Source organism: Hominilimicola fabiformis (genome assembly GCF_020687385.1).
Classification (GTDB): domain Bacteria; phylum Bacillota; class Clostridia; order UBA1381; family UBA1381; genus Hominilimicola; species Hominilimicola fabiformis.
The window spans coordinates 1-24,677 of sequence record NZ_JAJEQM010000019.1; the positions used below are offsets into that span (position 1 = coordinate 1).

At 36.7% G+C, this 24,677-nt stretch carries 19 protein-coding genes and 7 tRNA genes; 18 read left to right on the plus strand and 8 right to left on the minus strand.

Annotated elements, in window-relative coordinates:
- The 3 genes from LKE05_RS12090 to LKE05_RS12100 all read left to right on the plus strand — a co-directional run.
- Nucleotides 1–1,827, plus strand: a 1,827-nt coding sequence (locus LKE05_RS12090; RefSeq protein ID WP_308457009.1) for a stalk domain-containing protein, incomplete at its 5' end; no start/stop codon positions are given.
- Nucleotides 1,828–2,122: 295 nt separating this feature from the next.
- On the plus strand, nt 2,123–2,596 hold the full coding sequence (locus LKE05_RS12095; RefSeq protein ID WP_308457010.1) for a hypothetical protein: 474 nt from the start codon (nt 2,123–2,125) through the stop codon (nt 2,594–2,596).
- 65 nt (nt 2,597–2,661) lie between these two features.
- Entirely contained in the window at nt 2,662–4,470 is a 1,809-nt protein-coding gene (locus LKE05_RS12100) for an LPD23 domain-containing protein (RefSeq protein WP_308457011.1), read from the plus strand.
- 101 nt (nt 4,471–4,571) lie between these two features.
- On the opposite strand, the gene LKE05_RS12105 is transcribed toward LKE05_RS12100, so the two are convergent.
- A complete protein-coding gene (locus tag LKE05_RS12105; RefSeq protein ID WP_308457012.1) occupies nt 4,572–5,756 on the minus strand; it encodes an IS110 family RNA-guided transposase in 1,185 nt (394 codons plus the stop codon).
- 272 nt (nt 5,757–6,028) lie between these two features.
- Between LKE05_RS12105 and LKE05_RS12110 the strand changes: the two genes are divergently transcribed.
- Both LKE05_RS12110 and LKE05_RS12115 read left to right on the plus strand, forming a co-directional pair.
- On the plus strand, nt 6,029–7,225 hold the full coding sequence (locus LKE05_RS12110) for an LPD23 domain-containing protein (RefSeq protein ID WP_308457013.1): 1,197 nt from the start codon (nt 6,029–6,031) through the stop codon (nt 7,223–7,225).
- Nucleotides 7,226–7,245: 20 nt separating this feature from the next.
- The gene (locus LKE05_RS12115; protein ID WP_308457014.1) at nt 7,246–8,226 is read left to right on the plus strand and encodes an ADP-ribosyltransferase-containing protein; all 981 of its coding nucleotides are present in this window, start codon (nt 7,246–7,248) and stop codon (nt 8,224–8,226) included.
- Nucleotides 8,227–8,392: 166 nt separating this feature from the next.
- Here the strand turns inward: LKE05_RS12115 and LKE05_RS12120 are convergent.
- Together LKE05_RS12120 and glyA are read right to left on the minus strand one after the other, a co-directional pair.
- A tRNA-Glu gene (locus LKE05_RS12120) sits at nt 8,393–8,467 on the minus strand.
- A 130-nt stretch (nt 8,468–8,597) separates the two neighbouring features.
- A complete protein-coding gene (glyA, locus tag LKE05_RS12125; protein ID WP_308457015.1) occupies nt 8,598–9,839 on the minus strand; it encodes a serine hydroxymethyltransferase in 1,242 nt (413 codons plus the stop codon).
- Nucleotides 9,840–9,993: 154 nt separating this feature from the next.
- On the opposite strand from glyA, the gene nth reads away from it, so the two are divergent.
- Nucleotides 9,994–10,626: an endonuclease III gene (gene nth, locus LKE05_RS12130; protein ID WP_117964973.1), complete on the plus strand. Its 633-nt coding sequence runs from the start codon at nt 9,994–9,996 to the stop codon at nt 10,624–10,626.
- Between the two features lie 53 nt (nt 10,627–10,679).
- On the opposite strand, the gene LKE05_RS12135 is transcribed toward nth, so the two are convergent.
- The 4 genes from LKE05_RS12135 to ychF all read right to left on the minus strand — a co-directional run bounded on the left by LKE05_RS12135 (nt 10,680) and on the right by ychF (nt 16,357).
- Nucleotides 10,680–12,617, minus strand: coding sequence for a hypothetical protein (locus LKE05_RS12135; RefSeq protein WP_308457016.1), 1,938 nt, complete (start codon nt 12,615–12,617; stop codon nt 10,680–10,682).
- A gap of 22 nt (nt 12,618–12,639) precedes the next feature.
- The gene (locus LKE05_RS12140) at nt 12,640–13,863 is read right to left on the minus strand and encodes a hypothetical protein (RefSeq protein ID WP_308457017.1); all 1,224 of its coding nucleotides are present in this window, start codon (nt 13,861–13,863) and stop codon (nt 12,640–12,642) included.
- Between the two features lie 12 nt (nt 13,864–13,875).
- On the minus strand, nt 13,876–15,171 hold the full coding sequence (locus tag LKE05_RS12145; RefSeq protein WP_308457018.1) for a glycosyltransferase family 39 protein: 1,296 nt from the start codon (nt 15,169–15,171) through the stop codon (nt 13,876–13,878).
- 91 nt (nt 15,172–15,262) lie between these two features.
- Nucleotides 15,263–16,357, minus strand: coding sequence for a redox-regulated ATPase YchF (ychF, locus tag LKE05_RS12150; protein ID WP_022230131.1), 1,095 nt, complete (start codon nt 16,355–16,357; stop codon nt 15,263–15,265).
- Nucleotides 16,358–16,530: 173 nt separating this feature from the next.
- On the opposite strand from ychF, the gene LKE05_RS12155 reads away from it, so the two are divergent.
- The 3 genes from LKE05_RS12155 to galT all read left to right on the plus strand — a co-directional run bounded on the left by LKE05_RS12155 (nt 16,531) and on the right by galT (nt 19,683).
- Complete coding sequence (locus tag LKE05_RS12155; protein ID WP_022230132.1) at nt 16,531–17,217, plus strand: response regulator transcription factor; 687 nt, start codon at nt 16,531–16,533, stop codon at nt 17,215–17,217.
- Complete coding sequence (locus LKE05_RS12160) at nt 17,217–18,635, plus strand: HAMP domain-containing sensor histidine kinase (RefSeq protein ID WP_022230133.1); 1,419 nt, start codon at nt 17,217–17,219, stop codon at nt 18,633–18,635. Before LKE05_RS12155 ends, LKE05_RS12160 begins: the two co-directional genes overlap by 1 nt.
- 70 nt (nt 18,636–18,705) lie before the next feature.
- Complete coding sequence (gene galT, locus LKE05_RS12165; protein WP_308457019.1) at nt 18,706–19,683, plus strand: galactose-1-phosphate uridylyltransferase; 978 nt, start codon at nt 18,706–18,708, stop codon at nt 19,681–19,683.
- 45 nt (nt 19,684–19,728) lie between these two features.
- On the opposite strand, the gene LKE05_RS12170 is transcribed toward galT, so the two are convergent.
- The gene (locus LKE05_RS12170; protein WP_308457020.1) at nt 19,729–20,790 is read right to left on the minus strand and encodes a galactokinase; all 1,062 of its coding nucleotides are present in this window, start codon (nt 20,788–20,790) and stop codon (nt 19,729–19,731) included.
- A 459-nt stretch (nt 20,791–21,249) separates the two neighbouring features.
- On the opposite strand from LKE05_RS12170, the gene greA reads away from it, so the two are divergent.
- The 9 genes from greA to LKE05_RS12215 all read left to right on the plus strand — a co-directional run bounded on the left by greA (nt 21,250) and on the right by LKE05_RS12215 (nt 24,531).
- Entirely contained in the window at nt 21,250–21,723 is a 474-nt protein-coding gene (greA, locus tag LKE05_RS12175; RefSeq protein ID WP_022230136.1) for a transcription elongation factor GreA, read from the plus strand.
- An 86-nt stretch (nt 21,724–21,809) separates the two neighbouring features.
- The gene (locus tag LKE05_RS12180; RefSeq protein WP_308457021.1) at nt 21,810–22,895 is read left to right on the plus strand and encodes a YkvI family membrane protein; all 1,086 of its coding nucleotides are present in this window, start codon (nt 21,810–21,812) and stop codon (nt 22,893–22,895) included.
- Between the two features lie 78 nt (nt 22,896–22,973).
- Nucleotides 22,974–23,050 (plus strand) — tRNA-Pro (locus LKE05_RS12185).
- A gap of 8 nt (nt 23,051–23,058) precedes the next feature.
- Nucleotides 23,059–23,134 (plus strand) — tRNA-Val (locus LKE05_RS12190).
- Nucleotides 23,135–23,162: 28 nt separating this feature from the next.
- Nucleotides 23,163–23,238 (plus strand) — tRNA-Thr (locus LKE05_RS12195).
- 36 nt (nt 23,239–23,274) lie between these two features.
- Nucleotides 23,275–23,359: transfer RNA gene (locus tag LKE05_RS12200), tRNA-Tyr, on the plus strand.
- Between the two features lie 60 nt (nt 23,360–23,419).
- A tRNA-Thr gene (locus tag LKE05_RS12205) sits at nt 23,420–23,495 on the plus strand.
- A 39-nt stretch (nt 23,496–23,534) separates the two neighbouring features.
- Nucleotides 23,535–23,619: transfer RNA gene (locus LKE05_RS12210), tRNA-Tyr, on the plus strand.
- A gap of 276 nt (nt 23,620–23,895) precedes the next feature.
- Nucleotides 23,896–24,531 (plus strand): leucine-rich repeat domain-containing protein, encoded by a 636-nt coding sequence (locus LKE05_RS12215; protein WP_308457022.1) that lies wholly within the window; start codon nt 23,896–23,898, stop codon nt 24,529–24,531.
- Nucleotides 24,532–24,677: the final 146 nt, after the last annotated feature.

The window sequence follows — 24,677 nt, forward strand, 5'->3', positions numbered from 1 at the left end:
TCTGATGAGGCAAAAGTTACGGTTGAGATAATTTCAAACAACTATGCCGGAACACTTGAAAAAACATTTACAATATTACCGAAAACAATAAATTCAGCAATAACACTGACTGCACCTGTTAAAAACGGAGTACCGCAGACAGAAATAGAAACAGACGAATATACAGCAACGGTAGTTTGGTCACCGGGAGTTACAGACAAGTTTGTATATAATACGGTTTACACAGCAACAATAACAATCACACCGAAAACAAATTATACTGTAAAAGGAATTGCGAAAAACGGTTATACGGTAAGCGGTGCAGAAACAGTCACAAATGAGGCAGATTCCGTAACAGTAACAGCAGTGTATTCTGCAACGGAAAATAAAAACAGTAACGAATTTACTCAACCGCTTACAATAACAGGTTGGACATACGGTGAAACAGCAAATACACCGACAGCAGAGGCAAAATACGGAACACCTAAATATACATATTCAACTGCGGCAGACGGGAAATATAACGACATTGTTCCGACAGATGCGGGAACATATTATGTAAAAGCAACGGTTGAAGAAACAGATAAGTATACAGGACTTGAAAGTGACGCAGTTGAATTTGTAATAGAAAAGAAAATACTTACAAATGACAACATAACAAAAATAGCAGACCAAACATATACGGGTGAGGAGATTAAACCTGTTATTGAGGTCAAAGATGGGGATAAAATTCTTGTACTTGATACAGATTATACAGTGGCATATGAAAAAAATATAAAAGCATCTGAAGAGGCAAAAGCTAAAGTTGAGATGATTTCAAATAATTATAAAGGAACACTTGAAAAATTATTTACAATATTGCCGAAAACAATAAATTCTGCAATAATACTGACTGCACCTGTTAAAAATGAAGTACCGCAGACAGAAATAGAAACAGACGAATATACAGCAACGGTAGCTTGGTCGCCGGAAGTTACGGATAAATTCGGATATAGTACGGTTTATACCGCAACAATAACAATTACACCAAAAGCAAATTATACTGTAAAAGGCATTGCAGAAAATGGTTATACCGTAAGCGGTGCACAAACAGTCACAAATGAGGCAGACTCTACGACAATAACTGCTGTATATGCGGCAACCGGTAGTAAGAGCAGTGGCGGTAGCGGCAGTACAAAACGTTATACAGTTTCGTTTAACACAAACGGCGGTAATAAGATAACGAGTCAGACTGTTGCAAAAGATAATTCAGTCAAAGAACCGACTGCTCCGATAAAAGAAAACTTTGAATTTGCGGGATGGTATACTGATAAGGAACTTACAACAAAGTACGATTTTACGGAAAAAGTAACAAAAAGTTTTAAACTTTACGCAAAGTGGACTGAACAGAAACAGGAAAACGGCGGAAGTGAAGATGTCGTAAATAATAATAGCGGAAATGAAAATAAAGAAAGTTCAAATACAATAGTTTTGACAATCGATGAACATGACGCACTCGTTTACGGAACAACAAAGACAAATGATGTTGCTCCAAAGGTTGTGAATGACCGTACAATGTTGCCTGCTCGTTTTATTGCGGAAAATCTTGGCGCAACAGTTGAATGGGACGGCGAAAAACAACTTGTAACAATCACAGGTAAGAATGAAAAACAAGAGGATGTAACAATTCTTATCACAATCGGCTCGGATTATGCAAAAGTAAACGGTGAGGACGTTAAACTCGATAGTCCTGCTTTTGTTGAAAACGACCGTACATATACACCGATACGTTTCATCTCGGAAAATCTGGGTGCAACGGTTGAGTGGAATGAAACAGAACAAACTGTTACAATTCAAAGAGTTAAATAAATAAGAAATAGCAGCTGATTTTTCAGCTGCTATTTTAATGTTGAAATATCTTACAATGAATGAGGTGACAATGCAATGTCAAGCACTTGCTGAACAGTGAGTGCTTTTTGTATGAAATAAATAAAAAAAGCGATAACCGAAGTTATCGCTTTAATTGGTACAGACAACGCGCATCTTAACATAAACAATACAAAATTGTGGGTATGTGTTGTTGTATATAATACGCAAGACGCCGTAAATACAAATATTACGGCTAAAAGGTAATTGGCTTAATGTAGTGGCTTATACGCCTATTATGCCTGACGGAACTTTTTTTGATAAAGGCACTGTTGATAATTATATGAACTCTTTAGTGAAAGAGGCATATGAAAAAAACGGAAATGTTACAAATGAAGAATTAGAAATGCTTGATAAAAAAGGTATGCAAGTGGGCGACAAATATGTTCACGGCATTTTTGCAGGTGTTGACGGTGATGAAAAAGATTATCATAAGCCATACAGCGCAGAGGATAGAGGCAAACTTATGCACTTTTCGGGTAAGTATGGTGCTATTAATATTGCCAAAAGAGGGACTGATAATTTAAAAACAAACCCGAACGAAGAACAATCAGATTCAGACGAAAGAGAAGAATATCTAAATCAACAAGTCGATATGTCGGAATACAGAACAATACAGATGTATCGAATAATGCCAAAAGCGAAAAAATCAACAGTCAAGCACCTAATACAGATAAAAATACGAATACTACGCAGACTGATAATGCAATAAAAAGTATTGAAATTTCAGAAGAAGATAAGATACCGGGTTTATTACAGGACGAATACTCTGACCTTTTGCCTTTAGAGGACGGAACAGCGTTAGATACTCTTGGCAGTGCTATTGGTGTGCCTATAAAGATTGTACCAACGATAAGTAATGACGCAAACGGTTGTTATTACAAGGGCGTGATTTATATTTCATTGTCTGCCGATGACAAGGTTATGACTGTTTTTTCACATGAATTAACTCATTATCTTGAAGATACGCTCGATTATACAGAATACAAGAAATGTGTACTCGGCTTTATTCAAAAAAACACCGATAAAAGTATTGATGAACTTGTAAAAGAAAAGGTTGATACTTACGCTAAATCGTCAATAAATTTAACATACGAAGAGGCTACAAGAGAAATTGTAGCCGACTATACTCAAAATATTCTTAAAGACGCTGACGCAGTTATGGAGTTCGTTGATAGTATAGAAAATAAAGAGCAAAGACGAGGTGTTATACGCAGATTGCTTGACGCTATCAAGGAACTTATAAATAAGATAAAGGCAAAATTCAGCAGTAAACATTCTCAAATGCAAGACTTACAAAAAACACATGATTTACTTGAAAATATGCTAAAAGAGACGACAGAAAATACGGAGAGCGACACTGGAAGTGAAACAAGATATTCGTTTGGCGGTAATAAGGCAGAAACCGCAAATATTACTCAACTTTCTCGTGCAAAAGAAATGGAACTCAACGGCGAAAAAACAGAAACAATACGACCAAAAACAGGTTGGAGCAGAGGTCTTGACGGAAAATGGCGATTTGAGATTGACGACTCTAAAATGGAATTTGATAAAGGTGGAATTACAAGCAATCCTGACGTGGCAAGAAAAAAGGAACTTGAAATGAAATTTATAAATGGCACAATCACCGAGCAAGAACAATCAGAACTTAACGGTCTTATAAATACTACAAAAGAGGTAAGAAAACCGTCTGTACTTCAAGATTATATAAAGCACGATGAATTGTTTCGAGCTTATCCATTTTTGAAAACGGTAGATGTTGAATTTGATACATCAATGCAAAAAGGTGAACACGGAAAATATACTCCAAGTTTAAATACAATAACATTAAACGCATACGACAGTTCAAATCAGGATAAGAGTACACTTATACATGAAATTCAACATGCAATACAGCATTATGAAGGCTTTGCGACAGGGGCAAACGTTGAATATTGGAAAGTAAAAAACGGTCAAGATATAGAAAGTCTTGAGCGAGAAATAAGAAAAAATTCAAGGGTTTTGGAATTTTATCAAGACGCGGCGAATAATGTTTTTGACAAGTTAGTAGATTTTGATGATTTTGAGAATAAGACAGGGCTTGATTTTATAAACCTATTTGACGAGGATAATATGAAAAAATCGAAAGCATACTTAAAAGAAAAACTGCCGGAAGGTCTTTATGAGGTAAGTGAGGAATACATTGACGAAGGAAAAGAATATGCAGAAAAATATATAAGTTTAATGAAAAAGTTAAGAACTCTTAAGGAGCAAACTGCGATGGACTTATATAAAAACACAGCAGGTGAAATCGAGGCACGAGATGTACAAAACCGCATGAATATGACTGAGGAAGAACGCAAGAACACTTTTCCTGAGAGTATGAAAAAGAATGGTGATGTTGTGTTTGCCAATAAAAAAACAGGTAATTATAACATTTCAATCAATGAAGATGTAATTGGCAGTTTCGGTATAAAAAGTATTCAAGACTATGTCAATGTACAACGCAGTGTAAAAAATACGCTACTTAACGAAGGTTTCTTTAGTGATGAAGGAGCTAACTATATAAAAATCAAGTATTTTTTGAAAAAAATAAAATTTAGTTAGCTGAGAATGAACATTGAAAACATATAAATAATTGTGAATTTTGTGGCACGCTAAATAAACCCTCTGTGGAAGGTAATTCGCAAAAGGTAATTTATGTTAGGTTATACCAAAAGTTCTGGATTAAATGGTTGTCCTGTGCTTAAGATATGATAGATAACTCTTAAGAGTTTTCTGATACAGTGACCTTGAGCACATCTGTGACCTTTGCCTTCATTTAACTTTTTGGTGTAATAGGCATGGAAAACTTCGTTGTTACTGATAACAGGTAAAATAATCTGATACAAAGTTTTTCTAAGATATTTAGAGCCTTTCTTTGTAATGGCTGTATGCTGTGCCGTAAATTGACTGGATTCGTAGTGATATGGAGCAACACCTGCAAATTTGATGATTTGAGATGCCTTTGTATAATTGCAAATCTCTCCTAATTCTGATATAATAGAAGTACCGGAAAAATGTGATATTCCCGGTATGGTGAGGATAGGAGAGTTGTTTTTGAGGGAAAACTCTTCTATCCTTTTGTCTATCTCAGAAATTTGTTTTTTCAATAATTCAATTTGGCTTACAAGATGTCTGATTTGAATTTCTTCAGCGACAGAAGGTATGCCAATAGAAGACTTGGCAATAAGTTTTAGTTGCTCAGCAGATAGGGAAATTCGTTTTCCTTTTCCTTTGAATTCAAAACATTTACGGATACTTCGTATATCAGCATTTGCAATTGCTTTGGCAGAAGAGAATATTTTTAAAATATTCATATATACAATCCCATATTTAGAATGAAACAGAGAGTTGAATTCGGGAAATACAATATCAATGCATTTTTGAAGACGATTTTTGTATGTGTTTAACTCTTCTTTCAGATTATGATGATGGCGGGTTAATTGTTTCTGCTCGTAGAGGTCAAAACGATTTAACTTTGTAACACGATAAGGTTTATTGCGGTGATTAGAGGAAATCACATCCCAGATGGTGAGAGAATCAAGATGGTCGTTTTTAGTAATACCGCCTTGTAATTTTCTTGTAAGATCAGTGGTTGTAGGATTAATCAGGGCAACGGTATATCGTCTGTCAAGAAGATACTTAAGTAAGGCAAAGTGATAATGACCTGTATCTTCCATGCCGATAAGAAGTTCTGATTTAGTATAGTTGTTTAATTTTTGGATGAGAAACAAGAAACCTTCCAGATTATTAGAAAAATCAGAAGGAGATAAAAGTATTTCACCTGAGCTTTTATTAATTATGGAAAAAGTGTGTTTGTTTTTACCAATGTCAATTCCGACTAAAATCATGATAATACATTCCTTTCAAAAAAATATGTAATGTGTTTATCCACAACACTTGTTCCGTAAAACCTGGTACAAGATACGAATTCAAAGACTCATCTAACTAATCATTACTAAGAAACAAGGCGTGGTAAGAACCTCCTTCAAGTAGTCAAAGCCACAGACAGAAATACAAATCCACATCACATGTTTATATAATACCAATGTATCAAACCGTAATCAACCACGGATTAAAAGGTTGATAGAAAGGAGAAAGGTATAATGTAAATGACCGTTAGATGAGTCTTTTTTACATTATACCAGGAAGAAGTCGTACAGTTATAAACAGAGATAGCGGCATGGTTATACAAATAACCCCAAGAGGTATAAAGGAAACATTTGGCGAGAAAAATTTTTATAAGCTTGGACGAAAAATCAAAATCGCAAAGTTGGCAGTGGTAAGGGATTTGCCGGATATAATTAAAAGAGGCAAATTATTAACAGATAATGTGGAAAATGTGCATAACCCGAATAGCGCTGTAAAATATGCTTATACAGAATCAACTGCAATTATAGACGGTCATCCGATAACAATAAACATAGATGTAAGAAAGTCGCCAGACAAAAATATTTTTTGGGTACATAAAGTAGATTTTGCGCAAAAAAATAACGGAGTTCCCAGCCAAGAAAAATCACTTGACATGGGGTTCAGTTACTCCGTTAGTGATAGTATACCCCAAAATAATTCAAATGTCAAGTATTCTTTTGGCGGTAAAAATTCTAAAATCGCAGATATAGGGTTATTGCAAAAAGCTGAAACCTTAGAGAAAGACGGGGCAAGTGCAGAAGAAATCAGAAAAGTAACAGGTTGGAGTAGAGGATTAGATAACAAGTGGAAGTTTGAAATTGACGATAGCAAAGCTAAATATAAGGAAGAAAAAATACGTTTAGGCAAAGCTGTAAACTTAAATGAAGTTCTTGAACACGAGGACTTATTCAAAGCATATCCCGATTTGAAAAAAGTAAAGGTCAAGGAAATATCGGATTTAGACGCAAGAGGGGTTTATTCGCCTAATTTCGATTGTATATTCATAAGCGAAAATTTGCCAACACAAGAAAAATTAAAATCGCTCATACACGAAGTACAACACGCAATACAAGTGAGAGAGGGATTTGCAGTCGGCGAAAGTCCTGATAACGAAAACAGAAACCGAAGCGCAGGAGAAATCGAGGCTGACGACGTTAAGTCAAGACAAAGTATGAGTAAAGAAGAACGGCTTAATACATTTCCTGAAAGTATGAAACCTACTCAAAATGCGGACGTTGTATTTTGGGAGAATGGGAAAGGTACAAACAAAACAAAGTTTTCGTTAAAGGGCAATTCAGACAATGAGAACTCTAATATAGGCGAAAAAGATGTTGAGGCGATACAGTCAATAGCTCGAAAAAGTATATACGATTTTTCTGATGAAGATATGAAAAAAACAAAAAAATAGCGGAAAGATATTATTCCGAAATGAAAGAAAAGTCACCATTTTTTAGAGCTTGGTTTGGCGATTGGAGAGCAAATGATAAAACGCCAGTACATGTGGTAACTGAAAAAGATAATTCACGAGGTGTACGCAAAAATATAGATACAGGTTGGGATATAAATGTGTCTGGCAAAGTGTTTAATGAAACGAAAGGGCATAAAGGTCCTAAAAATGTTAGTGCTGTATCACATCTTGATTACATAAACAGCATTGTAGAGAGTGCTATATTATTTGATAGCTATACGATACCAAACACAAATGCAAAATCAAATAATTCAATGATGATGCACAGTCTTTATGCCATTTCAAATATAGGAAATGAAAATGAGTTGGTAAAGCTGTATGTTGAGGAATTAAATAATATAAATAGTAACGGAACGATAAAACGGGCATATCAATTACAGAATATAAATAAAATTCCGTTGGAAAGTAAAAGGTTCAGCAATAATAGCTTAGCCTCATCAGACCAACGGAATAACTATACTATATCAGAATTACATGCACTTGTCAAGCAACATGACAAAAATTTCAAACCTACAGAGGCAAGCAAGGTTGTAAATGAGGACGGAACTCCGAAAGTGGTATATCACGGAACAGATAAGGGGGGCTTTTATGTGTTTGACCCTAAAATGTCTGACGATAGAATTTCTTTGTTTTTTTCTGATAGCAAAGTGACATCAAATAGCTATGCTCAATCTGATAATCAGCAATTATACGAGGTTTACCTTGCAATAAAAAAGCCATATGTTATAGACGCAAAAGGACATATGTGGAATGAGTTAGACGACAAATTAGGAAATACAACACGTGAAATAGCTGAAAAAGCTAAAAGTCAAGGCTATGACGGCGTGATAATAGAAAATGTTCGTGATATGGGGGCAATCGTTATAAATAATACGACAGAGGAGTTTTACAATGATTTCATATCAACAGTAACAGGCGGCAACGAATCAGCGGTCGTGTAAGGCAATATATGTCGTGATATTATACCACAATATTTTTGACTGACTAATAAAAAAGTATAACATTTTATCACTTTTTATCACGTTGATTTTTTTCTCGCAAGCACTAAAAAACCGCATAAACACTTGATATTCAAGCATTTATACGGTTTTTTGTGATTTTAAAATTTGGTGACTCGTGAGGGAATCGAACCCTCGTTGCCGGCGTGAGAGGCCGGAGTCTTAACCGCTTGACCAACGAGCCATTAACAGATACTATAATACCACATTAATTTATATTTGTCAATAGAAAAATAGCGGATTTTGAAAAAATATCAAAATCCGCATAATAATCTTTTGGAGCTGTCGATATTTTTGTGACAGGCTCGATAGGTTTATCTGTAAAGTGGGTATTTATCGCAAAGAGCCTTAACTCTTGTCTTAACTTCTTCTTTATTATTTTCAAAGTCTTTGATTGTCATAGCGATAAGTTTACCGACTTCGACCATATCTTCTTCTTTAAAACCTCTTGAAGTTGAGGCAGGAGTACCGATTCTGATACCACTTGTAACGAACGGACTCTTTGTATCAAACGGAATTGCGTTTTTATTTACTGTAATACCGACTTCGTCAAGCATTTTTTCAGCTTCTTTACCTGTAACGCCTGTATCTGTAAGGTTTACAAGCATAAGGTGGTTATCAGTACCGCCGCTTACAAGTTTAAAACCTTCTGCCATAAGTGTATCTGCAAGAACTGATGCATTTTTAACAACCTGTTCTGCGTATGTCTTAAAGCTTGGGTCAAGTGCTTCTTTAAAGCATACTGCCTTAGCTGCGATTGTGTGCATTAGAGGACCGCCTTGAATACCCGGGAAGATAGCCTTATTAATCTTAACAGCGATTTCTTCGTTATTTGTAAGAATAAGACCGCCACGAGGACCTCTTAGAGTCTTGTGAGTTGTTGTAGTAACAACGTCTGCATACGGCATTGGTGACGGATGGCAACCTGCTGCAACAAGTCCTGCGATATGTGCCATATCAACCATAAAGTATGCACCGACTTCGCTTGCAATATCGGCAAATTTCTTGAAATCAATAATTCTTGGATAAGCTGACGCACCTGCAAGGATAAGTTTTGGCTTACATTCAAGTGCTATACGTCTTACTTCGTCATAATCTATTGTGTTAGTATCTTCTGTAACACCGTAAGGTACAATGTTAAAATACTTACCGGACATATTAACAGGACTTCCGTGACTAAGGTGACCGCCATGAGCAAGGCTCATTGAAAGAACTGTGTCGCCCGGTGTAAGAAGTGCAAAGAATACAGCCATATTAGCCTGAGCACCTGAGTGTGCCTGAACATTTGCATAGTCTGCACCGAATAATTCTTTTGCTCTTTCGATAGCAAGTGTTTCTACAACGTCAACGTGTTCGCAACCGCCGTAGTAACGTTTTCCCGGATAACCCTCTGCATATTTGTTTGTAAGCGGTGAGCCGTTAGCCTCCATAATTCTTTCCGATACAAAGTTTTCAGACGCAATAAGTTCAATTTTATTGTTCTGACGATTTGTTTCATCTTGAATTGCCGCATAAATTTCCGGATCAAAAGATTTCATCTTTTCGTATTTTTCCATTTTCCCATTTCCTTTCGTATAAAAAGTGTTGAGTTGAAAACAACTTTATGTAATATTATATATGTTATTTAATAAAAGTGCAAGTCTTTGTTGCAAATTTTTACGAAAAATTATATAATGTACTTATCAGAAAAATTGAATTGAGGTGATTTCTTTGACGAAGAAAGAACGAGTTTTGAAATTGCGAGAGCTTTTGGACAAGGCATATCCCGATGTCAAATGTTCGCTTAATTACACAACACCGCTTGAAATGCTTATTGCCACTCAAATGTCGGCACAATGTACCGACGCAAGAGTTAATATAATTACCGAAACACTTTTTAAAAAGTATAGGAATGCAGAAGATTTTGCAAATGCGGATTATGACGAGCTTTGTGAAGATATAAAATCGGCGGGATTTTACCGCAACAAGGCGAAAAATATAATCTTGTGCTGTCAAAGGCTTATTGACGTTTACGGCGGGGAAGTACCCGATACAATGGAGGACTTGACAAGTCTTGCCGGAACGGGCAGAAAAACAGCAAACCTTGTACTTGGCGATATATTCGGTAAGCCTGCTGTTGTGGTTGATACACACTGTAAGCGGATTGCAAAGCGTATAGGTCTTACAACGAACGACGATCCTACAAAAGTCGAAATGGACTTGAAAAAGATTGTACCGTCCGATTATCAGCTTAGAATGTGCCATCAGTTTGTGGCACACGGTCGTGCGGTATGTACGGCAAGAAACCCTAAATGTGCGGTATGTCCTATTAAGGAAGTTTGCAAAAGTGCGGGAAAATGCTGAATTGTTAAAAATAAAGCAGACAAAATCATAAACGATTTTGTCTGCTTTTGCATTTATTTCACTTTATATATCTGTATTGAATTTTCATCATATATTTTTTCAAACTGTGAAAGTGAATTGTAATTTATATTGAAATCTTGTTTTTCGTTGTTTCCTACATAGATATATGAAATGTTGTTTTCATCTGCAAATGACTTTAACTGTTGAGAAGAACCCTCATATGCTGTTTTTAATTCTTCGCTCCTCTCAGTGTATTCTTCTCCGAACCCGTGGAAATGCACATACAACGAAGAACCTACATATATTGTTCTTCCGGCAAGTGAAACTACAGGGTTAATGTGATTTGTACTTGTCATAAACACACCGTTTGCGTCGGTGTTGTCTTTGATATATTCAGCAACTTCAATATCAGCGGCGCTATATGTCTGATACATTGCACCTGAGTGATATTCGCGGATGATTGTCATAACTCCTGACAGCGTAGCGGAAATAATAACCAATGCCGCAAGGAAACCGCGTAAGTTGATACCTTTAAGTTTATTATAAATAAGTACAAGATATTCCGAAACAATGATTACCGCAATCATATATGCTATGTAGAACAGTTTGTTGTTATCATAATCGTTAGGCTGGAACAAGATAAGTTCGGCGATTAAGAACAACAATCCGCAGCTAAGCACTAATTTTTTATTATCCTTTGATGTATTGAAAAACGCAGGGATAATGAACAAGAAAGGAATTCCCCAATTCTTGATATAGAACCATAAATACGGATCAGCCTCATTTACCCAGTTAAATGAATATCTTAGGAATGAATTGTTTCCCGAAGTTTGTGAGAATGTCCAGAAGAAAAGCTGTGGCATAGCAAGTACAAGTGTAATGCCTCCGAAGTATATCCAACGCATAATATAGCTTTTCTTGTCTTTTTCATCGTAAAGATAAAGGAAGAACATTCCGGCACTTATAATTCCGAGTGCAAGTAATGAATGTGTGTGTATCATCGGCATACAGCCGGCGATAACTCCGAGAATAATGAAATAAGATGTCTTTTTATTCTTTACCGCATTTACAAGCATTTCAAGTTCAAACAGGATTACGCACCAACCTGCCATTGTTGTTCTTTGTGGTATAATCATATCGCAAATGACATTTGACCAACGTATATTGTGTTCATTATAGTTTGTCGGTGTTTGGTAGTATTCCGTAAAGAACTTTGTAAAGTTTGACGGGTCTTCTTTTGCACTCTCAAAGAAATACGCAAAACCAAATCCGCCGTTTAAGAAAAAGAACAATGTTGCAATGACAGATACGGTTGTACTCTTGGTAAGGGAGAATGAAAGAATGTAAAATCCCATTACTATACAAAGTGCAAATATAAAGCTTGGAATAAGTACGGCAATTCTAAGCGGACAACCGAACATATACAGGCTTGAAGAAAGCGAATCAATAAGGAACGGATAGTTTAATCTTGTTCCCGAAAGGAAACAGTATTCCGGCGGAAATGTTTTTTGTTCGGCTATTGATGTGACAAATCCAAGGTGCATTTGTAAGTCACCGTATGTAGACTGTCCCGAACTTACAGCGCCGTTGGCATAAGGTGCAAGGATATGGTTTACCATAAGCAAGCATATTAACAGTGTGACAGGCATAATCAAAAACAGAAAAATCTTATTTGATATAACCACGTTTTCTTTGCATACAAGATGTTTCTTTAAATATACTGTTTTCTCAGAAAAAATACTTTGCACAACGTCTTTGTGCTTAATTCCCAATACAACTATCGGTATAATCGCCGTAATAAGTAAAAGTATGTGGCTTATGTATTTGAATTTAAAAATCAAGGCAAACGGAATAATTCCTGCCATAAGTATTATATTTCCGAAAACAAGTCCCGACCATAGTTTGTAATAAATATCTTTTTCTTTGAAGAACATCGAACTGTAAATAAATCCGATGATAAGAAAAAGCAAATAATAAATAACTCCTAACAATTAAATCACCTCTGTTTAATAATTATTGTACAAAAAACATAATTGAGCCGACTAAATTAATCGCAAGACCGATAAAGAATAGGGGATAATTGAAACTTTCCCAATCATTATCCTTCGGCAGTAACATAACTGTTCCTATAAATATAATAGGAAGAACGTCATTTGTGTACCTGTTACCGAAATGTGCACCGCCCATTGTTTTGTGCACAGTTATTGAAAGAAGTTCGATTATTGCGATTGTCAAAACAAGAATCATAAACTTCATATCAAATTTTTCGTGCTTTATAATTGAACGTGCAATATATACCAAGTAAGATATAAATATCGGGCTCACCAAGAATATGCACATTCCGTTGGCATAAGGGTATTGCCAAATTCCGTTCTGTGTTTCGGGAACGGAAAACATATTTTTCAGATTTTCAGCCATATATCCGATATTGAATTGACCGAGTTCCGAACGTGTAAATTCGGGCAGATAGTTGTGACCGAATTCCGTAATATGGCCGAAACGAGCGAAGTTTAAAATCATATACGATAATGCAATGACCGCCATAGGAACAAGGGTGAGATAACGCTTTTTTATAATATCGATGATTTTATCTTCTGGGTTGACTGCTTTGTGTGCGTTGTATATCAGATATAGAAGTGCAGGCAGATATAATATCTGGAACGGTCTGCAACCTACCGCACATGCCCAAAATGCAAGTGAAAGACCTATTTTGTTTTTCAAAGCATAGTATATTGCCATAAGACTTAATGTAAAAGCCATATTTTGAGCGATAAACCATACCCAAGCATTTTGTGCAGTCATAAGCCAGTTTGAACCGACTGTAAGAAGTAATGTGAAAAATATTGCGGTTTTACTTTCAATATCAAAATGCTTTAATATCTTAAATGCGTATACCGCTCCCAAAAGCGATACCGCAAATGCAATCATACTGTCACAACTGTTCCAGCCGATAAGCACAAACGGCAGCATAGCATAAGACGGAAACGGCGGAAAGCTTACATAATATTTATTATTGAAAATCGCAAGCTCAAGATACGGATAGTCACGCCCTAAATCAAGTCTGCCCTCAAGCCAAGACTGAGCTTGAAGTATGTACGAATTATATGGCTGTGATTTCCAAGGCCATTGTCCCGTAAATGTCCAGGCGACGAAGAAAACGGCTGTAACACAAAGACAAAGTACAAGAATATTTATATAGTCCGTATTTTTTGTTTTTAATGGTTTTACTGTGCTCATATTAATCCTCCGTTATAAAATTTGTTTCCAACACAAGTATCCTGTCAAATAAATGCCTAAACCTATTGCCATTGAGGCTGTGATAATAGGTTCTGTCCATTTGTGTCGTTCCGAAAAATCTGAAAGGAAAAGGAATGCCGGAATTGCACAAGTCATATATCTCGGAACGCTTATAACCCAGTCGAAACTTGTGTTTAAAATCAGATACACAACGAGATATGCAGTGTACATACTTTTGTGCTTTCTGATACCGTAAAATAAATTTGCGGTTACAAAAATTATTGCAGCCAAAGACGGAATCCATACAGACGCAAGCATATCTTTGTCAGTACCCAAATTTAATTTTGAAACGATTGAATTGATACCCGTTCCGAAATATGCGGAGCCGTGTCCCCAAATTGTTCGTTGATATTCAAGGAATTTAAAGCAGTCGCCTGTGACTTTATAGTTACAGAACAGATAAATTCCTGTTCCAAGTAGCATTAAAAATATCCAAAGTCCTTTGGAGTAGAAAAGTTGCCATACTGTTTTTATATCCTTGTTTTTAAGCTTTTCAAATATTTTGTAATGTTCAAGCCATTCAACTGCCGCAGGTATCGCAAGCAGTATTCCGAGCATTCTCGACAGTGCTGCCGCGGCACCCCATATACCGACAAGGTACCACTTATGTTTTCTTATATAATATAAAGTTGCAGCAGATGTGAAAAGCAACATACTTTCATTCATAAGTGTTCCGAAAAACAGTGCGTGTGGAAATACCGACATATACACTATTGCACGAACGGCAACAGATTTACTGTAATCTATTGAAAACAGTTTGTATAGGAAACAGCACGCACCCGAATACAGTGCGAATGAAGTCAAAAGTCCGCTTACTCTCAAATCTCTGAAAATAATATTGACAATCCTCATAAGCCAAGGATATAACGGAAAAAATGCAAGAGTTGTAAAATTTTCACCTTCCGTATAGTATGTATATCCGCCTGTAGCAATGCGAACGTAGTTATTTGCGTCCCATTTCATATACTGTTCAAGTATATCGCCAAAACTGTTTATGTTGTCATTGAACATATATATTATCACTACGGAAAACAAAAATACTATAATTCTGAAAGAGAATGCCAAAAGAAATACGCATAGTATATCCTTTTTTGTGGTTTTATAATTTGATGAAGTACCTTTGTAACAAGTCAATTCAGATATGTATTTGTTGTTTGAAAATTGAATACCTGAATTTGTTACAACTCTTAATGCTATAATAAGTACGGCACTCCAAATGATTATACTTGATAAAATAGAAGTAAACATTTATAAAGCTCCTTATATTAAAGTCCTAAAATAAAAAGCGTATAACCTCTGCAAATGCAATGGTTGAAAACGCTTTTTATAGTTTTATTCATCATACATTAAACCTAAACAAAACAATATCTCCGTCTTTCATAACGTAGTCTTTACCCTCACTTCTTACAAGACCTTTTTCCTTAGCGGCTGTCATACTTCCGCATTCCATAAGGTCGTCATAGTGAACAACTTCCGCACGGATAAATCCACGCTCAAAGTCTGTATGAATTTTACCTGCCGCTTGAGGTGCTTTTGTTCCTTTTGTGATAGTCCATGCACGAACTTCAGGTTCGCCGGCTGTAAGGTAACTGATAAGACCAAGCAATGTGTAGCTTGCTTTGATAAGTCTGTCAAGACCTGATTCGCTCATATTAAGTTCTTCAAGGAACATTGCCTTTTCATCACCGTCAAGCTGAGAAATTTCTTCTTCTATTCTTGCACTTACAGGCATAACCTGTGAGCCTTCTTTTGCGGCAAGTTCTTTAACTCTGTTTACAAATTCGTTGTTTTCGATACCTTTTGAGAAATCGTCCTCCGCAACGTTTGCGGCATAGATAACCGGCTTCATTGAAATAAGCGAAATTTCTTTCATTATAGCCATTTCGTCGTCTGTGTATTCAATACTTCTTGCAGGAAGTCCTTCTTCCAAAGTCGCTTTAACTCTTTCCAAAAGTGCAAGTTCTGTTGCAAGTGACTTGTCGCCCTTCATAGCTTTCTTTGTACGGTCAATTCTTCTCTCAATCATTTCAATATCAGAGAAAATAAGTTCAAGACTGATAGTTTCAATATCGCGGATAGGGTCGATTGAACCGTCAACGTGAGTGATGTTTGCATCCTCAAAACAACGTACAACGTGAACAATAGCGTCAACCTCACGAATGTGAGATAAGAACTTGTTTCCAAGACCCTCACCCTTTGAAGCACCTTTTACAAGACCCGCTATGTCAACAAATTCGATATAGGCGTGAGTAACTTTCTTAGGGTGATACATTTCTGCAAGTTTGTCAAGACGTTCGTCAGGAACGTCAACTATACCGACATTCGGCTCAATCGTACAGAACGGATAGTTTGCCGATTCTGCACCTGCCTGAGTTATTGCATTAAATAATGTTGATTTACCTACGTTAGGTAAGCCTACGATTCCAAGTTTCATTATGTTTTTCGTCCTTTCGTAGTGCCTGAAAATATATTCGACACCAATTTGTGAAAATTTTATGAATTTATTATATAACATTTAAAACATTTTCGCAATACTCTTTATTATTTTTTCGGTTTATGGTATAATAAATGTATCATATTAAGATGAAAAAACAGGAGGACAAAATAATGGCTAACAATAAGGTACTTATAGTAGATGACGATGAACATATAGTAGAACTTATAAAACTTTATATGGACAAAGAGGGGTTTGATACCGTTACCGCAAACAACGGTAAAAAAGCCGTTGAACTTTTTAAGTCAGAGGCACCGGCTATTGTAATTCTTGATGTTATGATGCCTGAAATGGACGGATGGCAGGTGTGCCGTGAAATCAGACGTGTAAGTAATATTCCTATTATAATGCTTACCGCAAAAGGCGAAACATTCGATAAGGTGCTTGGTTTGGAACTCGGTGCGGACGATTATATGGTTAAGCCTTTTGAGCCGAAAGAACTTCTTGCAAGAGTTAAGGCTGTGTTGAGAAGAAGTGATACAAAGGAATCAAATGCGGAAAAAGAAATTGTTTTCCCTAACCTTACAATAAACCTTTCAAACTACGAACTTAAAATAAACGGAAATATAGTTGAGGTACCGCCGAAAGAACTTGAACTTTTGTATTTCCTTGCGTCAAACCCGAACAGAGTGTTCACGCGTGAACAGCTTTTGGAAGAAGTATGGGGATTTGATTATTTCGGTGATTCGCGTACAGTTGACGTTCATATAAAAAGACTTAGAGAAAAACTTGAGGGCGTTGAGGCAAATTGGCAGCTGAAAACCGTATGGGGCGTAGGTTATAAATTCGAGGTAAGATAATGTTTAAGAGTATTTTGGGACGTTTGTTTTGGACGTATGCTATAATACTTATGCTTGTTTTTACGTCGGTTGCGGTTACGGTCGGTATATTTGTAAATCATTTTGCAATAAGCACTCATATGAATAACGTTATAAGCGTATCGCAGAATTTGGAGTACTGGACAGGATCACTGCAAATAGAAGATACCGATTATCGTGCAAGAGCGGCATATAAACAGCTTTTAAGGTCGTGGGGCAGCTTTTTGAACTCTGATATTATAGTAACTAATTCAAACGGTGAAGTTTTGGAAAGTACAACAAGTTCCGCGACCGTTCCGGACGAACTTGTACATATTGTAACAAACGGAAATATCGTAAAGAAATACAGCACATTAAACGGTTCGTATAAAAATAAAATGATGGTTATAGGTGTACCGATTAAATATCAGGGAGGTATTGTCGGAGCGTCATTTTATGTGACAGGCATTTTTGATATAAGAAAAACTACGCTTGAGTTGTTTATGATGGTTATTATTACATCACTGTTTTCTGTATTGGCAGCATTTGTACTTGTGTATATGCAGTCGAAGAAAATCTCAAAACCGATAGAGGAGATTAATAAGGCTGCAAGGGGAATTGCGTCAGGTAAGTTTGACAAACGTGTTGAGGTGACAAGTGCCGATGAAATAGGACAGCTTGCGTCAAGTTTTAACTTTATGGCGGATTCCATAGAGGCATTGGAGGATACAAGAAGTGAGTTTATAAGCGACGTATCGCATGAACTCAGAACTCCTATGACGAGTATTTCTGGATTTATCGAGGGTATTTTGGATGGTACAATTCCGCCCGAAAAAGAAAAGGAATACCTTAAAATCGTGCTTGACGAATCAAAACGTCTTACGAAAATGGTTAATGATATGCTTGAAATGTCAAAAATGTCGTCAAGCGAATATAAACTTGATGTGTCTGAATTTGATTTGAACGAGCTTACAAGAATTTGTATAATCGGTTTGTGTAACAGAATTGACGAGAAAAATCTTGAACTTAATGTTGATTTTGAAGATGACATTTTGAAAGTTATAGCAGATAAAGACGCGATAAAACGAGTTGTCATAAACTTGCTTGACAATGCGATAAAATTCAGTTATCCTAATACGACAATCGGTATAAGAACATGGATTGAGGACGGCAGAGCGAGATTTTGCGTAGGTAATTTCGGTGACGGAATAAGCGGTGCGGATTTGAGCAATATTTTCAATCGTTTCTATAAAACCGATAAGTCACGCGTAAATGAAAAGAGCGGTGCGGGACTGGGTTTGTCGTTTGTTAAAAATATTATGACATTGCATAAGCAAAACGTTTGGGTTGAAAGTGTCGATACAAAGGAAGGCTCAACGGTTAAATATACAAAATTCACGTTCACACTTGAACTTGCGTGATTTTGGTATTGACTGACAATGAAAATAGGTGTAAAATAGTATTATATGAATTTCAAGGAGGAAAAATTTAATGGCTGAATTACGTTGGAACCCACTAATAAAGGATTGGGTAATGATTGCATCACACCGTCAGAACAGACCTCAGATGCCAAAGGATTGGTGTCCGTTCTGTCCGGGTTCGGGAAAGGTTCCTGACCACTTTACAGTGTATGAATATGATAATGATTTCCCTGCACTTTCACAAAATCCGCCTGTACCGGATGATGTTGAAACAAGAATTTACAAGACAAAGCCAGCATACGGCAAGTGCGAAGTTATTTTGTACTCACCGGAGCATACTGTAACATTGCCGGAGCTTCCTGTTGACCATATCAGAGAACTTGTTGATTTGTGGACAGAAAGATTTGTTGAAATAAGCAAGGACGAAAAGATTAAGTATGTATTTATTTTTGAAAACAGAGGTGACGTTGTAGGTGTTACAATGCCTCACCCTCACGGTCAGATTTACGGTTATTCTGTAATTCCGAAGAAATTACAGCTTGAAATGGAATCATGTAAGGAACATTTTGACGAAACACATAACTGTCTAATCTGCGATATGCTTGAAGATGAAATGAACTGCGGTGACAGAATTATTATGGAAAACGAAGATTTCGTTACATTCCTGCCATTCTTCAGCGAATATCCTTACGGTATGTACATAGCCGTAAAGCGTCACGTACAGAATTTGTCACAGCTTACAGACAGTGAAAAGACAAATCTTGCAAAGATATTAAAGGAAACAACCGGTACATTCGACAGTTTGTTTGATTATAAGTTCCCTTATATGATGTGTATGTATCAAAACCCTGTAAACGGTGAAGATGTATCTGATTATTACCACTTCCATATCGCATTCTATCCGCCGATGAGAAGTGCAGATAAGATTAAGTATAACGCATCTTCTGAAACAGGTGCTTGGGCTCACTGTAACACAACTGCTCCTGAAGCAATGGCTGTTGAACTTAGAGCCGCACACGAAAAATTTCTTAAAAAAATGAACGGCTAAACCGAATGAGTCTGTCGACATTTTATCGACAGACTCATTTTTTGTTTAAAAAGTGTCACATACACAAAAAGTCGGTTTATAGCCGATTGTGTTTTCAAAATCGCTTTTAATCATATTTATTGCATAATCGACCTTATCTTCTTCAACGATTGCCCAAATACCTTTATCCTGACATCTTACGGCGGCTATGCCGTCTGTATTGCGTGCAGTATTTGCAAGGAATTTATGTTCTGTGCCAATATCCCAAAAACGTTCCATGGATTGTTCCGAATTGTTTATTTCGCGGAAAAGTGTTTTTATATCACATCGTTTTAATGTGGCGGAAACGGTATTAATGCGTGTATTTTCGGTGGATAGGTGATACATATATTTAGCCGCTTTGCTGTTTTTAAACGATGATTTTGCGGTGCTCAGTATTTCGGGCGTCAAGTCTGATATTGAATTGATGTGAGGGTATAATCTTCGTATTTCGGACATAGCATATTTAATGTGCTTTGAATGGTTGCTTAACGGTTCTGTGCAGTGCGCAGTAAGAATTTTGTAGCCGGAAAGCGGCAACGGCAGTTTTTTCGGCTCACCACTGTTCATAAGTGTACAGTAGCCTTTTTTAGAAAAAAGTACGGCGAGATAAGGCGTTAAATCGTCGCTTAATGCACATATTGCGGCGGTTTCAAGAGGGGTGAGTTCTATATCACTTACTTGCATAAGTGATTTTATCAGTGCAGCCGAAAAAGCGTGTTTTGAGGATATAAAATTCGGTATCGTGTTATTGTACAGTATTTCTGCACCTTTTAAACCGCTGTTTTCAAGTGCGTGTATTAACTCGGCAAAGAATTTTGTTTTGCCTTTAAAAAGGTCTGTGGACGTGCCGAAAGGGTATTGCAGACATTTGTCTGTGGTGGTGTTTTCGATTTTTACATAGTTGCCGCCGCTTTTTCGGGCGAACATTTCAACTCGCATTGATAATGTACAACATAACGACGGTGCAGTGGGTATATCTGTGTGTCCGAGAAGTGTGCATAATGCACCGTATGAGGTGTAGTGAAGAAATTTGCCTGATGTTTCGTACCGCTTGTAAAAGTCCTCTTTTAAAGTGAGAAAATTCAAAAAAATCACTCCTTTTTATTAGCTTGCCCATAATTTTGAATTAAATTCATTGTTGATTTGACGTTGCTTTAATCTCAGATAAATGAAAGGCTCCCCTTGAGGGGAGCTGTCGACAAAGTCGGCTGAGGGGTGGCTAAAATAAGAACATCACACGAATAGAAAAGCCACCACACCACCGCAAGCGGTCCCCCTCTCCTCAAGGAGAGGCAAGGAACGACGAGGCACCGTCCCGTACAAGTTAGGAAATCCATACTAAAAGGCTCCTCTCGAGTGGAGCTGTCGACAAAGACGATTGAGGGGCTAAATATATATTTTTTTTTGGTGAACGATGACTGCCTCTACGAATGTTTTGCTTGAGGGGAGAAATTAGTGTTAAAATCCCAATACAGCTTGACAATTCACTCAAAAAAAGTTATAATAGTTAAATCGTAAGTGAAAATAAGAGAGGAATGACATAAAATGGCTGATGAAAAGGAATTTGTTTTAACACGAGAAGGTAAATTGGAACTTGAAAACGAACTTGATACTTTAAAGAATGTCACAAGAAAAGAAGTATCTGAAAAAATTAAAGAGGCTCGTTCATTTGGTGACCTTTCGGAAAATGCCGAATATGATGAAGCAAAAAATGAACAGGCAGAAGTAGAGGCAAGAATTAACGAAATCGAATATATGCTTAAATATGCAAGAGTTATTGACGATGAAGAAATCAAGTCAGACGTTGTAACTCCGGGTTCAAAGGTTGTTCTTGCAATATTCGGCGGTGAAGAAAAGTACACAATCGTCGGTTCAACAGAGGCTGATCCTTACAAGAACAAGCTATCATACGAATCACCTATCGGTGCGGCTTGTCTTAACAGAGCGGCAGGCGAAACTGTAAAGGCAAATACTCCCGGCGGTGAGATTGAATTTAAAATTCTTTCTATTGAAAAATAATCAAAAAATAATTTAATAAGAAATTTAAGTGCGGTATTTGAATACCGCACTGTTTTTTTGCATAAATTTTCTTAGGGGGTGAGGCTATGAGGAATATACGGAATATTTTAAGCGTCGTATGCGGTTATGCGGCGGCGGTTATCGGTGCAGGTTTTGCGTCGGGACAGGAGATTATAAGCTTTTTTGTGAAATACGGAAAATACAGTATTATAGGTGTATTGCTTTCGTGTATTATTTTTTCGGTGTTTGCGTATGCGGTTTTATCGGTGTGTGTAGAAAAAAATATAGAAACTTATTCGGATTATCTGAACAATTTTTTTAGACATAATATAAGAAAAATTGTCGAAATTATAACTTTACTTTTTGCAATATCCACAGTATGCGTTATGACGGCGTGTGCAGGGGAAATGCTTTTTATATTGTTCGGAATTAAAAAAATATTCGGCGCAATTATTTTTAATGCAGTATGCGGAATGATATTTTTTATGAACAATAAAAAAATTATGGGTATAAATTCGATTTTGGGTGCAATAATAATTTTCGGTATCATTTTTTGTTGTTTCTATATATTGAGATTTCGAGAACATCAAGTTTTTTCAAATGAAGTTAAAATGACTGTTTCAAGTATTTCATATGCCGGATACAATCTTATAACAACAGGTGCAATTCTTGCGGGTATGAGCCGTTTTTTGCAGGACAGGAAAGAGGCGGCAGTGGCAAGCGTTATGTCCGGAGTGGTGCTGTTTGTTATGATGTTACTTATATGGACTGTGCTTGAAATATATTACGGCAAAATAAATCTCGGAGAAATACCTATGCTCACAATGGCTCTCAGACAAAACAAAGTGTTTGGGGCGATTTACGGAATAATGCTTTTCTTTGCGGTCATTACCACAGACGTATCAAACGGATTTAACGTACTTGACATAGCAAGCAGAAAAATAGGGAAGAATGTTGTTGTATTCTTTATGACTGTAATTGCGGTTGCTATGAGCGGTGCGGGGTTTTCTAAAATTATAAATACAGCTTACAGACTTTGCGGTTACGGCGGATTGGTGCTTGTTTTCTATGTTATTTATAATTTTATAAAAAATATGAATAAAGTAGAAAATGAATGTAAAAATGAGAATACAAAAGTAAAATTAGCAAAAAACAAACATAATCGACTGTAATCGAGGTTTACAAAACTAAATATCTTTGCTATTATATACAAGTCGTTTGGCGAGAGCAAAACGGCAGAGAACATACGTCGGGATGTAGCGCAGTTTGGTAGCGCATCTGGTTTGGGACCAGAGGGCCGCAGGTTCGAATCCTGTCATCCCGACCAAAAAGTATGGGAGTTTAGCTCAGCTGGGAGAGCGTCTGCCTTACAAGCAGGATGTCACAGGTTCGAGCCCTGTAACTCCCACCACTTTTTAAATAATGTTCTTAAATATGATGCTGGTGTAGCTCAATTGGTAGAGCAGCTGATTTGTAATCAGCAGGTCGCGGGTTCGAGTCCCATCACCAGCTCCACAAACAGGGATAAGCTTTTGTTTATCCCTAACACATGGGAGAGTTCCCGAGCGGCCAAAGGGGGCAGACTGTAAATCTGTTGTCTTCGACTTCGATGGTTCGAATCCATCCTCTCCCACCAAAAACCACTTCATATAAAGTGGTTTTTTTACCCCTAAGGGGTAGGGATAAAATTTAATATGCTGGTGTAGCTCAATTGGTAGAGCAGCTGATTTGTAATCAGCAGGTCGCGGGTTCGAGTCCCATCACCAGCTCCATAAAAAGGGATAAACTTTCGGGTTTATCCCTCATAGTTTGGGAGAGTTCCCGAGCGGCCAAAGGGGGCAGACTGTAAATCTGTTGTCTTCGACTTCGATGGTTCGAATCCATCCTCTCCCACCACATCAGAGCAAGCTGTATACAGTTTGCTCTGATTTTTTGTATAATATTGTTTTGAACGTTTTTGAACGGAATATTTGATATTTTTCTTTGATTTGGTTTCGCAAATTTGGTGTATTTTTGAATGCAAAATAAAACAAAATTTTTTGTAACAATTTGTAACAACTTCTTAAATCATTTAAACAATTTTGTAAGTCTGTTGTTGTTGTAATAAATATTCATACGGCGTATAATAGACTTATAAAGAGAACAGGAAATGAATGAAAGGGAGTGTCAAATATGAAGAAGAAAATGTTAGTTGCGGCGCTTATGCTTATAGTTATGATGACTCAAATCAGTGCATTCGCTTCATCATATGCGACATATGCCGTTCATAATGAGAAAGCTGTTCTGAAAGCTGCGGATAATCTCGGCGAATATGCGGTAATACCAAAGGAACTTGAAGGTGTGACGGTAGAGGGAATCGGAGCGGATGCCTTTAAAAACAACAAAGAGTTGAAAGGTATAGAAATTCCCGAAACAGTGTCATATATCGAATGGGGAGCATTTGAAGGCTGTGATAATCTTACTGATATAAATATACCTCAAAATGTGATGAAGATTGAAGATATGACATTTGCTGACTGCACAAGCCTTGAAAATATCAAGTTACCCGAAAAATTACAGGAAATCGGAGTGAAAGCATTTTCAAATACAGATTTAAAGGAAATCGTAATTCCTGACGGCACGAAAGCCATAGATATAAAAGCATTTGAAAATTGCAAAAATCTTAAAACCGTAGTTTTGCCAAAGAGCGTTGAATATATTGCTGTCGGAGCGTTTGACAGCTGTGAAAAAGTCAACGTGAAATGCGTAAAAGGCACATATGCCGAAGAATATCTGAAAGCTAACAAAATTTCATATATTGCACATTAGTATAAAAATTTAATACGGGTTAATAATTAAAGGGTGGTATGGAAATATCACCCTTTTTGCGTGCTGATGAATTATCTGAAATGCAATTTGACTTTTGGATATGTATGTAAAGTTTACAAATAGTTTAAAAACATAAAGTGTTTTTT